Origin of the sequence: Paenibacillus taihuensis (assembly GCF_003386535.1) — a bacterium.
Classification (GTDB): Bacteria; Bacillota; Bacilli; order Paenibacillales; family Paenibacillaceae; genus Paenibacillus_Z; species Paenibacillus_Z taihuensis.
The window spans coordinates 63,421-75,206 of sequence record NZ_QTTN01000002.1 but is presented as its reverse complement, the minus strand read 5'-3'; the positions used below and the strand labels follow the sequence as shown (position 1 = coordinate 75,206).

At 50.3% G+C, this 11,786-nt stretch carries 12 protein-coding genes; all 12 read left to right on the top strand.

The window, feature by feature from the left end; genetic code table 11:
- Window positions 1–15 precede the first annotated feature (15 nt).
- The 12 genes from murA (at window position 16) to A8990_RS02460 (ending at window position 11,778) form a co-directional block, all read left to right on the top strand.
- Window positions 16–1,296 carry a UDP-N-acetylglucosamine 1-carboxyvinyltransferase gene (gene murA, locus A8990_RS31355; RefSeq protein WP_181909366.1) on the top strand — a complete coding sequence of 427 codons (1,281 nt, stop codon included), beginning with the start codon at window positions 16–18 and terminating at the stop codon, window positions 1,294–1,296.
- 100 nt (window positions 1,297–1,396) lie between these two features.
- Complete coding sequence (locus tag A8990_RS02510; protein ID WP_116187447.1) at window positions 1,397–2,143, top strand: cell division protein FtsQ/DivIB; 747 nt, start codon at window positions 1,397–1,399, stop codon at window positions 2,141–2,143.
- A gap of 260 nt (window positions 2,144–2,403) precedes the next feature.
- Window positions 2,404–3,648 (top strand): cell division protein FtsA, encoded by a 1,245-nt coding sequence (ftsA, locus tag A8990_RS02505; RefSeq protein ID WP_116187446.1) that lies wholly within the window; start codon window positions 2,404–2,406, stop codon window positions 3,646–3,648.
- A gap of 17 nt (window positions 3,649–3,665) precedes the next feature.
- Entirely contained in the window at window positions 3,666–4,799 is a 1,134-nt protein-coding gene (gene ftsZ, locus A8990_RS02500) for a cell division protein FtsZ (protein WP_116187445.1), read from the top strand.
- A 303-nt stretch (window positions 4,800–5,102) separates the two neighbouring features.
- The gene (spoIIGA, locus tag A8990_RS02495) at window positions 5,103–6,107 is read left to right on the top strand and encodes a sigma-E processing peptidase SpoIIGA (protein ID WP_116187444.1); all 1,005 of its coding nucleotides are present in this window, start codon (window positions 5,103–5,105) and stop codon (window positions 6,105–6,107) included.
- Window positions 6,086–6,808, top strand: a complete 723-nt coding sequence (gene sigE, locus A8990_RS02490) for an RNA polymerase sporulation sigma factor SigE (protein ID WP_116187443.1) — start codon at window positions 6,086–6,088, stop codon at window positions 6,806–6,808. Before spoIIGA ends, sigE begins: the two co-directional genes overlap by 22 nt.
- Before the next feature lie 260 nt (window positions 6,809–7,068).
- Window positions 7,069–8,073, top strand: coding sequence for a methionine ABC transporter ATP-binding protein (locus A8990_RS02485; protein ID WP_116187442.1), 1,005 nt, complete (start codon window positions 7,069–7,071; stop codon window positions 8,071–8,073).
- Window positions 8,070–8,735 carry a methionine ABC transporter permease gene (locus A8990_RS02480; RefSeq protein WP_116187441.1) on the top strand — a complete coding sequence of 222 codons (666 nt, stop codon included), beginning with the start codon at window positions 8,070–8,072 and terminating at the stop codon, window positions 8,733–8,735. Before A8990_RS02485 ends, A8990_RS02480 begins: the two co-directional genes overlap by 4 nt.
- Window positions 8,736–8,781: 46 nt before the next feature.
- Window positions 8,782–9,636 carry a MetQ/NlpA family ABC transporter substrate-binding protein gene (locus A8990_RS02475; RefSeq protein ID WP_116187440.1) on the top strand — a complete coding sequence of 285 codons (855 nt, stop codon included), beginning with the start codon at window positions 8,782–8,784 and terminating at the stop codon, window positions 9,634–9,636.
- A gap of 197 nt (window positions 9,637–9,833) precedes the next feature.
- A complete protein-coding gene (locus A8990_RS02470; RefSeq protein WP_116187439.1) occupies window positions 9,834–10,253 on the top strand; it encodes a GntR family transcriptional regulator in 420 nt (139 codons plus the stop codon).
- The gene (locus A8990_RS02465; RefSeq protein WP_116187438.1) at window positions 10,250–10,939 is read left to right on the top strand and encodes an ABC transporter ATP-binding protein; all 690 of its coding nucleotides are present in this window, start codon (window positions 10,250–10,252) and stop codon (window positions 10,937–10,939) included. The genes A8990_RS02470 and A8990_RS02465 overlap by 4 nt, the downstream gene beginning before the upstream one ends.
- Complete coding sequence (locus A8990_RS02460; RefSeq protein WP_116187437.1) at window positions 10,936–11,778, top strand: hypothetical protein; 843 nt, start codon at window positions 10,936–10,938, stop codon at window positions 11,776–11,778. Before A8990_RS02465 ends, A8990_RS02460 begins: the two co-directional genes overlap by 4 nt.
- The last annotated feature ends 8 nt before the right edge of the window (window positions 11,779–11,786 follow it).

Below are 11,786 nucleotides of genomic sequence, written 5' to 3'. Positions count from 1 at the left end.
CTCGGAGGTGATAAATTGGACAAATTGGTGATTGAAGGCGGGAAACCACTCTCAGGAACCATTGTTATCCAAGGCGCGAAAAATGCCGCTTTGCCGATTTTAGCTGCAAGTATGCTGGTAGAAGGAACTGTGACGATCGAGCATGTACCGAAACTGCTTGATATTGACGTCATGCTTAACATTTTGCGAGAACTTGGCTGCCGGGCGGAGCACGAGGACGAAACGGTCCAGCTCGACACGACAAGCTTGCATTCTTCCCACATTCCTGAAGCACTAATGCGTCAGATGCGGTCATCCATATTTCTTATGGGACCACTGCTGGCAAGATTTGGCGAAGTAACGATTTATCAGCCTGGCGGCTGCGCGATCGGAGAGAGGAAGATCGATCTGCACCTAAGCGGGCTGCAAGCATTAGGCGCACAGATCGTTGAAGAAGAAAGCCGCATCACATGTTATGCGAAACGGCTGAAAGGTGCGGAGATTCACCTCGATCTCCCGAGCGTCGGAGCTACGGAGAACATTATGATGGCCGCGGTGCTTGCTGAAGGGCTGACAACGCTCAGCAACGCTGCTAGAGAGCCGGAAATTCAAGATTTGCAGAACTTCTTAAATAGCATGGGTGCCAAGATCATAGGGGCTGGCACGGATACCATTACGATTGAAGGGGTAGAGAAGCTGACGCCTTGCCGCTATCAAGTCATTCCGGATCGGATCGTAACCGGAACGATTATGGTTGCAGCCGCTGCAACACGCGGTCAAGTGACGCTGCTCAATACGAATCCTTCGCATTTAACCTCTCTCATCCATGTGCTGAGACGCACAGGTGTTCAAATAACGGTAGACGGTGATATAATCAAAGTAGGCACAGCGGCGCGGCCTAAAGCGGTTGACCGCATCGTGACGTCGCCTTATCCTGCCTTTCCGACGGATATGCAATCTCAGATTATGGTGCTTCTTGCACTTGCTGACGGGGTAAGTGTAATGAAGGAGACGATTTTCGAAGGACGGTTCAAGCATGTCGATGAACTCTCACGGATGGGAGCCGATATTCGCGTAGACCTGAGCTCCGCGTACATCCGCGGCGTCTCCAGATTGTATGGCGCTACCGTTGAAGCGACAGATTTGCGCGCAGGCGCGGCGCTTGTCATTGCAGGGCTTGCTGCACAAGGAAAAACGGTCGTTGAGCAGGTGCATCATATCGATCGCGGCTATGACCGGATCGAATCGATGCTGGGCCGGTTAGGTGCCCGAATTACCCGCTATTCGCCAGTGGAGAGCAACCCAATCGTGCCTTAACGATCAATATGCGAACGAGATACAGCATGTGTGTGGACGGCTATCGCCTTGCAATTAGGTGAGATGCCGCCCTCACATTTATACAAAGAGGGGACAAGCCATGCAAGAGAAGATGCCCGTGCTGCGGGAGCCAGAGAAGCGACGCAGAGGCGGCAAGAAGCTGTTAGCGGTGCTCTTTTTACTTTTTATCGTCATATTGGTCGTACTCTTCTTTAATTCATCCATAAGCAAAGTTTCAACGGTGACGGTAGAAGGGCAGCATTTCCTGTCTCCGGATACGATTCGGAAGGCAGCGGGCATCGCGGCAGGCGACGCGTTCTTCAGCACGACATCCGGCAAGATCGAATCCAGAATTCGGCAGCTGAAACAGATTGAAGCGGTGAAAGTGACGAAGTCGTTTCCAGGCGGCGTTACGATCAAAGTGCAAGAGTACAAGACGGTTGCCTACACCCTATCGAATAATGGCGAACTGACCGCGATGTTGGCGAATGGATCGAGCATTTCTGCAGGTTCCGACAGCGTTGTCGATAAGCCGATATTGTCCGGGTGGAAGGTGGACGACCCTGTTCTCGCGGACTTGTGCAAGACACTAGCGAAGATACCAGAGCAATTGATTGCGGATTTCTCGGAGATCAAGCCATCGCCATCTACGTCTTACGCAGACCGTATCAAGATCTATACCAGGACGCGGTTTGAGGTTATTACAGCGGTTTCTCTGCTGCCTGATAAGATCCCAACGCTCAATGCGGTCATCGAAAGCCAGCCTCCTGGTCTTGTTACGATGCTGCTGGCAGACAAATATGCTTCTTTCACTCCAGAAGACGCAGAAAATCAAGGGATTCAGTAAAAAGAGACTACTCAATAGCTTCAAAGAATGATAGAATTTTATTTATGCAGCTTTATTTGCCCTTTTTGCATTTTTTCGGTACTTCATAAACCAAAACATGCCAGCGCATGGGGTGGATACTCAAATAAATCGTGAAAAAATTGTAGAAAAAAGAGGGATAATGGGTACTGCGTTGAATGTACTAGAGATGTAATTCGCAGCATGCATTGTTTTTAATGAATTGAAAGACCCTATTATCGGTGAAACGGAGGTGCCAGTGGGTGAGCAGCAATGACATCATCGTCAGTTTGGACATCGGTACATCCAAGGTTCGTGCTATTATTGGCGAAGTAAACAACGGAGTCATTAATATTATTGGAGTTGGATCTGCCGACTCAGAAGGAATACGCAAAGGTGCAATCGTTGACATCGACCAGACGGTACAATCCATTCGCAATGCAGTGGACCACGCCGAGCGTATGGTCGGTATTCAAATATCTGAAGTTTACGTAGGGATTCAAGGCAATCATATCGGCTTGCAGACGAATCACGGCGTTGTAGCCATTTCGAATGAGGATCGTGAAATCGGCGAAGAAGATATTGAACGCGTGTTGCAGGCGGCTAAAGTAGTAGCGCTGCCTCCAGAAAGAGAAATCATTAATCTGGTGCCTAAGCAATTCTTGGTTGACGGACTCGAAGGCATTTCTGATCCTCGAGGCATGATTGGCGTACGACTGGAAGTCGAAGCGACAGTAGTTACCGGGGCCAAAACAGCAATACATAATTTAGCCCGGTGCGTAGAGAAAGCTAATTTGCATATCGCCGGAATCATACTCATGTCACTGGCATCCGGTCAAATGGCATTGACCAAAGATGAGAAAATGATGGGTACTGTCCTTGCCGATATTGGCGCTGGCTCAAGTACTATTGCAATTTTTGAACAAGGCGGTATCGTGGCGACATCAACGCTGCCCGTTGGCGGCGAGTATGTAACGAGCGATATTTCCTACGGTCTTCGTACTCAAACCGATCAAGCGGAGAAGATCAAGCAGAAATTTGGCTGTGCCATGATCGATGATGCAGCCGAAGATCAGAGGTTCAAAGTAATGCGCATGGGCAGCAACGTGGAGAAGGATTTCTCGCAGGTTGACCTTGCGAACATTATCGAACCGCGCATGCAAGAGATTTTCCATTTGATTCGCCAAGAGGTTCGCCGCCTTGGCTACGGTGACAAAGTGAACGGATATGTTCTGACAGGCGGAACGGTTACCATGCCGGGCACGCTCTCGCTCGCCCAGCATGAGCTGGAAGCGACGGTACGTATTGCGGTTCCGGATTATATCGGTGTACGCGATCCTGCTTTCACAAGTGGAGTAGGAATGATCCAATACGTTTCGAAGTATATGCGAGGCCGTTCCGTCTCCGCCCCCAAGAAGAGCGTTAGCCGGAAGGCGAGTTCACCGAGTTCGCCCTCGAAGCCTGGTCTGTTCGAACGACTAAAAACGATGTTTAGTGAATTTATTTGATCGGGGGATAAGTAAGGATGTTGGAATTTGATTTCGAGAATGAGTCCATGGCCAAGATCAAAGTCATCGGCGTTGGCGGCGGTGGTAGCAATGCCGTTAACCGAATGATCGAGAATGGTGTCAGAGGCGTAGAATTTATTACTGTAAATACAGATGCACAAGCATTGCACCTTGCTAAATCGGAACAGAAGCTGCAAATCGGCGATAAGCTGACTCGCGGTCTTGGCGCCGGCGCAAATCCGGAAGTTGGCAAGAAAGCGGCTGAAGAGTCGCGCGAGACGGTTATGAATACGCTCAAAGGCGCGGACATGGTGTTCGTCACTGCGGGTATGGGCGGCGGTACAGGTACGGGTGCTGCTCCGGTCATCGCTGAGATTGCACGCGAATGCGGTGCGCTTACAGTTGGTGTCGTAACAAGACCGTTTATGTTCGAAGGCCGCAAGCGTTCTGTACAAGCTGAGACGGGTATCGAAGCATTGAAAGAAAAAGTAGATACGCTTATCGTCATTCCGAACGAGCGACTGCTTGAAATCGTCGACAAGAAGACGCCGATGCTGGAAGCGTTCCGCGAAGCGGATAACGTTCTCAAGCAAGCGGTACAAGGTATTTCCGACCTGATCGCTTTCCCGGGTCTGATCAACCTTGACTTTGCCGATGTGAAGACAATCATGACTGAGCGCGGCTCGGCACTGATGGGTATTGGTCTTGCAACAGGCGAGAACCGTGCTGCTGAAGCGGCTCGCAAGGCGATCCAAAGCCCGCTGCTTGAAGCATCCATTGACGGCGCACGCGGTATCATCATGAACATTACAGGCGGCAACAATCTATCACTTTACGAAGTGAATGAAGCAGCTGAGATTGTAATGTCCGCAGCCGATCCGGATGTGAACATGATCTTCGGTGCGTCAATCGACGAGAACATGAAGGACGAGATCAAAGTTACAGTTATCGCAACTGGCTTTGAGAACACGGCTGCTGCTCCCGTTCGTCGACCTGGTGCCGGACAACCTGCCGAAACGAACAACGGCAGCGCGAACGAAGCGCCTCGCCAGTCGTCGCAGAGCAACGGACCGAAGCCATTCGGCAGCTCGGTATCGAGCGATCAGCTGGATATCCCGGCCTTCCTGCGCAACCGCCGCAACGACCGCTAATACGAGAATATTGCTAGAAAAGACAAGCCTCACATTCGTTCATTTACGAGTGTGGGGCTTTTTTTGCATAGATATAGGGTTACCATCCCGAGCGCGTAGATTCGCTCGTCGGCAAATGCTGCATTCCCTGTCTGGCGCCTGTGAACGCAAACCAATTGCCGCTCATCGACAAAAAAAGATCGCTCCTGACGGCATGTTTAGACAGACATTGTAATAGGATTTAACTATACTAGACACAAGCCGCATATCCTCGCTAAGGAGCGCCTTAGAGAGCCGGAGTGCTAGAAGAAGTGCTGCAGGAAGGTGAATGCGCTGGATGCCGTTTATATCGACGTATATTTCATGGTCAACCTGCTCATTGATGGCTCCAATCTGCTGCTGACCGCTTGGGTGCGCAGCATTCGGGCGAAGTGGTGGCGTGTGCTGCTTGCAGCAATACTCGGTGCGATGTATGCGATTCTTATTGTTTTCCCGCCGTTGTCGTTTCTGTTCACGATCGTCATCAAGATTGCGCTCTCGTTTCTGATGCTGCTCACAGCGTTCGGATTTGGAAGCGTACAGCATTTTGTCCGCAATGTAGGTGCTTTCTACGGCGTCAATTTTGCTGCCGCAGGTGCTGTTCTCGGGGCCCATTATTTGTTCATGAACAGCTCGAATAAGCTGTGGCAGACCGTTGTTACGGTAAATGGGGAAACGAGTTTTAAGATCCGAATTTCCTTTGTATTCCTCTTCTGTCTTGTCAGTGTCGGCCTTTACATTTACCGTTCGGTGATGACGCAGCGTAAGGAACGTGATCTTATTACTACTCATCTTGCGGAGGTGAAAGTAAGAGTTGATGGCGTGGAGCATTCCTGCACGGGGCTTATCGATACAGGTAACCAGCTGTATGAACCGCTCACAAGAACGCCTGTAATGGTGATGGAAGCCGCTGTATGGCAGGATGTGCTTCCTGCTTCCTGGATCCGTCAAATCCGGGAGTCGCAGGTCGACAAACTGTTAGCGAGCATGACAGATGAAGAGCCTTTCATATGGCGCGATCGGCTGAGGCTGGTGCCCTACCGCGGCGTTAACCGGGGAGCCCAGTTCATGCTTGCCATAAAGCCGGATCTCGTGACGATTGACAGGGAAGGGGAATTGTTCGAGTCCAAGAAAGTGCTTATCGGTCTGGATGCCGGCAAGCTGGCCCAAGACGGCACGTACCAGGCTATTATCCATCCGTCACTTCTTCAAAATCGAAGCGTCACGGTCGAATCGACTCATAGTACTCCGGGAAGGGATGGAGCAGCATGCTCGTCAAATGGAAACTGATTCTTCAGTTATACTATTATCGCGTTTTATTTTTATTCGGATTAAAGAGCGAGGAAATTTATTATATTGGCGGAAGTGAAGCACTGCCTCCACCGCTCACCCGTGAAGAAGAAGAGTACTTGCTGGAGAAGCTGCCCTCTGGAGATTCAGCGATCCGCGCGATGCTCATCGAACGTAATTTGCGGCTAGTCGTTTATATCGCTCGGAAGTTTGAGAATACAGGCATTCATATCGAGGATTTGGTCTCGATCGGCGCGATCGGCCTCATTAAAGCGGTCAATACGTTCGATCCGGAGAAGAAGATTAAGCTCGCAACCTATGCCTCCCGCTGTATCGAGAACGAGATTCTGATGTATCTGCGCCGCAACAGCAAGACGCGCACAGAGGTGTCGTTCGACGAGCCGTTGAACATTGACTGGGACGGCAACGAGCTGCTGCTGTCCGATGTACTCGGAACAGAGAACGATACGATCTATCGGAACATCGAGGAGCAGGTGGACCGTAAGCTGCTTCACAAGGCGCTCGATAAGCTCACGGAGCGGGAACGCATCATTATGGAGCTTCGCTTCGGGCTTGCAGATGGAGACGAGAAAACCCAGAAGGATGTCGCCGATCTGCTTGGCATCTCGCAATCGTATATTTCCCGGCTTGAGAAGCGAATCATCAAACGGCTGCGCAAAGAGTTCAACAAAATGGTCTAATTCGTGAACATTAAGTCCATGTCCCCGCTTGGAGAGGGGGATGTGGACTTTGTTTGCGTTTACAAACAATTTATTCCAGTGACATAGCAAGTAGATTTTGTTTATAATGTCATTTGTTCTTCACACAAAACGGCTTCGCCTGGATAGAAGGCTGAAGGCGTTTTTATGCGTTTTGTGGGCGTTTTCATCAGGTTATAGAACAGCACTCGTAGGGAAATCTACCATTACCTGAATATTATGGACGGCAGGGGGTTATAAAACTGATCGAGCTTCGTGATATAAGCAAGTCTTACGGTACAGGCGCTTCATCTGTAGAAGCGATACGTAACGTAAACATTTCGATAGATAAAGGTGAAATTTTCGGCATCATCGGTCATTCCGGCGCGGGCAAAAGCACACTTCTGCGCTGTGTCAATTTACTGGAGCGTCCTTCTACGGGAACCGTTACGGTTGGCAGCGTGGAGCTGACGAGGCTGTCGACATCGCAGCTGCAGCAGCAGCGCCGCCGCATCGGCATGATTTTTCAGCACTTTAACCTGCTTTCCATGGCAACAGTACGCGATAACATTGCGTTTCCGTTGAAATTGGCCAAGCTCTCAAAGGCAGAGACGAAGAAGCGGGTTGACGAGCTGTTGCAGCTTGTTGGCTTGGAGCAGCATGGCAACAAATATCCGGCGCAGCTCTCCGGCGGTCAGAAGCAGAGGGTGGGCATCGCGAGAGCGCTGGCGAATAACCCGGATGTGCTGCTTTGCGATGAGGCGACTTCGGCGCTTGATCCGCAGACGACGAATTCGATTCTGTCGCTGCTGGTGGACATTAACCAGAAGCTCGGCATTACGATGCTGCTGATCACGCATGAGATGCACGTTATCCGCTCGATTTGCGACCGCGTTGCTGTCATTGACGGCGGCGAAGTTGTCGAGATGGGCGATGTGGTGGATGTATTCCTGAAGCCGCAGCATGGGGTGACGAGAGATTTTGTAAGTCAGGTTGCCGACTCCTTCGATCCGAGAGAGCTGATTGCTACGCGCAGCGGCCGTCTGATCAAGGTGAACTATATTGGCGATATTACGTACGAACCTTTGCTGTTCAACGCGGTGAAATCGACGACGGTTCAATTCACGATTCTGCAAGGTACGGTATCTCGTATGAAAAATACGCCTTACGGCCAGCTCGTCATCGAGTTTCTCGGCGAGCATGCGGATATCGAGAGAGTCATTACGGATCTGCGCAGCAAAGGCTTGGAAGTAGGTGATCTGAAATGATGCTGAAGATGGGCAACATTATCCCGGAAGAGATATGGAAGGCAACGAAGGATACGCTTGTTATGCTTGGCGTGTCGCTGCTCTTCACGATCATTCTCGGCTTGATTCTCGGCGTAATTCTATTTCTTACTTCGCGCAGACAGCTGCTGGCGCAGCCGATCGTCTACTTCTTAATGTCGATCGTCATAAACGTGCTTCGCTCCGTGCCATTCGTCATTCTCATGATTATGATCATGCCGATCACGAAGGCGATTACCGGCACGACGCTCGGCGTCAAAGGCACGATCCCGCCGCTCGTTATTGCGGCGGCACCGTTCTTCGCGCGTCTCGTCGAAACTGCACTCCGTGAAGTCGATCGCGGCGTCATTGAAGCGGCTCAGGCAATGGGTGCTTCAAGATGGGGCATCGTAAGGCGCGTTCTGCTCTTGGAAGCAAGACCAGGCTTGCTCGCGTCTATCACGATAACGGCGGTTACGCTTGTTTCCTATACCGCGATGTCCGGCGTAATCGGCGGCGGCGGCTTAGGCGACTTGGCGCTCCGACACGGCTATCAGCGGTTCCAAACGGACGTTATGGTCGTAACGGTCGTACTTCTTATTATTTTGGTTCAGCTCCTGCAGATGGCAGGCGACTATCTAGTTCGCCGGTTTAGCCGGAAGTAAGGGTTCAACATACAGAGAGAAACATACAGATGGAGGAATGAGAGAGATGAAAAAAGCAAGCTTTGCGCTGCTGCTCCTCGCCATTGTCGTTGCCCTGTCCGCATGCGGCAGCAAAAACAACAACGCAGGGAACACAGCGAACAACCAAACTGCAGGCAGTGATAACGGCGCGCAGCAAGAAGTAACGCTGAAGGTTGGCGCTACACCGGTACCGCACGCTGAAATTCTTAACTTCATTAAGCCCATGCTGAAAGAGAAAGGCATCAACCTGGAAGTCGTTGAATTTAACGACTACGTTCAACCAAACACGCAGCTGTATGAGAAGCAGCTGGATGCGAACTTCTTCCAGCACCTTCCTTACCTGGATCAATTCAATAAAGACAAAGGCTACGATCTTGTCAGCGTAGCAGGCGTTCATATCGAGCCATTCGGCGCGTACTCGAAGAAGATCAAGTCGATCGACGAGCTGAAGGAAGGCGCGAAGGTCGTTATCCCGAACGACCCGTCCAATGGCGGCCGTGCGCTTGCACTGATGGAGAAGAACAACCTTATCAAGCTGAAGGATGGCGTAGGTATCGCTGGTACAGTTAACGATATCGTAGAAAATCCGAAAAAGCTCGACATCACAGAAGTTGAAGCAGCTACACTGCCTCGCGTTCTTGACGAGGTAGATCTGGCGCTGATCAACACGAACTATGCACTTGAAGCGGGTCTTGTACCGACGAAGGATGCGCTCTTCATCGAAGGCGCGGATTCCCCTTACGTGAACATCCTTGTTTCCCGTCCGGACAACAAAGATTCCGATGCGATGAAAGCTCTGGCGGCTGCACTGCAATCGCCTGAAGTGAAATCGTTCATCGAAGACAAGTACAAAGGCGCGATTGTTCCAGCCGTTAAATAAGCTCCCAATATGCTCGAATTAAGCTTGAAATAAGCTTGAAATAAGTAACGAAGCACTGCTGCCCTGAATTAGGCACCGGTGCTTTTTTTATTTTTACGGCACCGGTGTTGACAGCCTGGTGTATTACGAGTATAGTACACGTATGAAGTGTATGAACTAAGTGGTACACACACTTAAACAAAACGGAGTTGGAGCGTATGCAAGCTGGAGAAGGCGGCGCGGAGTTGAAGTTCAACAGCCGCGACCCTGTTTACCTTCAGGTAGTCAGGCATTTTAAAGAAGAGATTGCGACGGGACGGCTCGAGAAGGGCCAGGTTATTCCGTCACGCCGAGAAATCGCGGGCAAGCTGAAGATCAACCCGAATACGGCACAGAAAGCTTATAAAGAAATGGAGGAGCAAGGATTGATCGTTACGGAGGGAAATTCGCCAAGCCGCATTACGACAGATGAACACATACTAAGTCTGATTCGAAACGAATTAATCACGGACGCGGTCGAAGCGTTCGTGCAATCTATAGCAAAGATTCAAGTACCCGTTGACGAGCTGCTCGCCATTGTAAAGAACAAAGTGGAGAGCACGTATAACGAAACAACGAAGGAGGAGGGGCAAGCATGATCGAGTTGAAATCGGTCCGTAAAAAATATGGCCGCAGAAAAGTGCTTCAGGATGTCACGTTTACAGCAGATAAAGGAAAGATCACTTGCCTGATCGGCATCAACGGCGTCGGCAAATCGACCGTGCTGAAAGCAATCATGGGCCTCACGCCAATCGATAGCGGCAGCATCCTCATTGACGGCAAGCCGGTCGGCAAACATATTTATGAGCACATCGCCTATGTGCCCGACAATATTACGATGCCGCCGAATATGAGCGTTGGAGATAGCATTCAGTTTATGAAAGATTTCTATGCTAGCTGGAACGATGAACGCGCAGAAGAGATGCTCGAGTTCTTCAAGCTGAAGCGTGTGGACCGCATCGCGGAACTGTCCAAAGGAAATACAGCCAAGCTGAACCTGCTGCATGGTGTTTCGCTTGATGTCGATTACGTGTTAATGGATGAGCCATTCTCAGGCATCGATATTTTCAGCAGAGAGCAGATTGCCTCCGTATTTACGAGCAAGCTTGTCGAGGATCGCGGGGTCATCATTACGACCCACGAGATTAACGATATCGAGCATCTGATTGACGAAGTCGTGCTGCTCGACAATGGAGCTGTGAAGCTCCAATTCAACTGCGAGGATATGCGGATGGAAGAAGGCAAGTCGGTTATGGATGTTATGAGAGAGGTGTACCACGGATGAATCGATATTTGAAGCTGCTCCATTTGGAGGTAGCCCGCTTCTGGAAGTTATATTTATCGTTGTTTGCAATTACGCTGCTCATGCAAGGCTCCGGGATCTATTATGAAAGCGGCAAGTATGTAAGCAGCGTTCAGGACAAAATGGGGCCGGCAATAGATACGTACGGGAAATACGCCGCAGCGAACGGTGTCGTGAGCTTCTTGGACATCTTAAGCAGCGCGAACCTGTGGTTTCTCGCTCCGATCGCGCTCTCTATCGGTGCTCTGTCACTGTATATCTTCTTCATTTGGTATCGAGAATGGACAGGCAAAAACATGTTTATATATCGGCTGCTGATGCTGCCGACAGAAAGACGGAATATGTATCTAGCTAAGCTAAGCGCTATTCTACTATTCGTACTGGGGCTCGTTTCGTTCCAGATACTTATTCTGCCGCTTCTGCAGAGCTTGTATCAGTCAGTTATCGATCCTGTCTTAAGAGGAGATGCGGAGTCTATGATGACCATCGTCCAAAGTCACTCGTTGCTGCGAATCCTCATTCCAAGCAACTTCACAGAGTTTGTTTTATGGTACGGCGGCGGTGCGGTGTTCGTTATCGTCTTGTTCACGGCCATCCTGCTGGAGCGCAGCTATCGATTGAAAGGTATTGTTGCTGGACTGATTTACATCGGCATCGCAATTCTGCTCATGGCGGCACCATACTTGATCACGAACCGTGACAACTACGATTACTTGTATCCGTCAGAGCTGTTCACGATCGAGTTCGTTATTGCCATTCTCATCGGCGCTATGTCACTCCTGATAAGCTTCATCTTGATCAATAAGAAGATTTCGGTATAGGAGGTTAA

Bases quoted from the DNA above. Each gene is read 5' to 3' on its own strand.
- A8990_RS02510 (WP_116187447.1), top strand. From the start codon at position 1,397: ATGCAAGAGAAGATGCCCGTGCTGCGGGAGCCAGAGAAGCGACGCAGA.
- ftsZ (WP_116187445.1), top strand. From the start codon at position 3,666: ATGTTGGAATTTGATTTCGAGAATGAGTCCATGGCCAAGATCAAAGTC.
- sigE (WP_116187443.1), top strand. From the start codon at position 6,086: ATGCTCGTCAAATGGAAACTGATTCTTCAGTTATACTATTATCGCGTT.
- A8990_RS02480 (WP_116187441.1), top strand. From the start codon at position 8,070: ATGATGCTGAAGATGGGCAACATTATCCCGGAAGAGATATGGAAGGCA.
- A8990_RS02475 (WP_116187440.1), top strand. From the start codon at position 8,782: ATGAAAAAAGCAAGCTTTGCGCTGCTGCTCCTCGCCATTGTCGTTGCC.
- A8990_RS02470 (WP_116187439.1), top strand. From the start codon at position 9,834: ATGCAAGCTGGAGAAGGCGGCGCGGAGTTGAAGTTCAACAGCCGCGAC.
- A8990_RS02465 (WP_116187438.1), top strand. From the start codon at position 10,250: ATGATCGAGTTGAAATCGGTCCGTAAAAAATATGGCCGCAGAAAAGTG.
- A8990_RS02460 (WP_116187437.1), top strand. From the start codon at position 10,936: ATGAATCGATATTTGAAGCTGCTCCATTTGGAGGTAGCCCGCTTCTGG.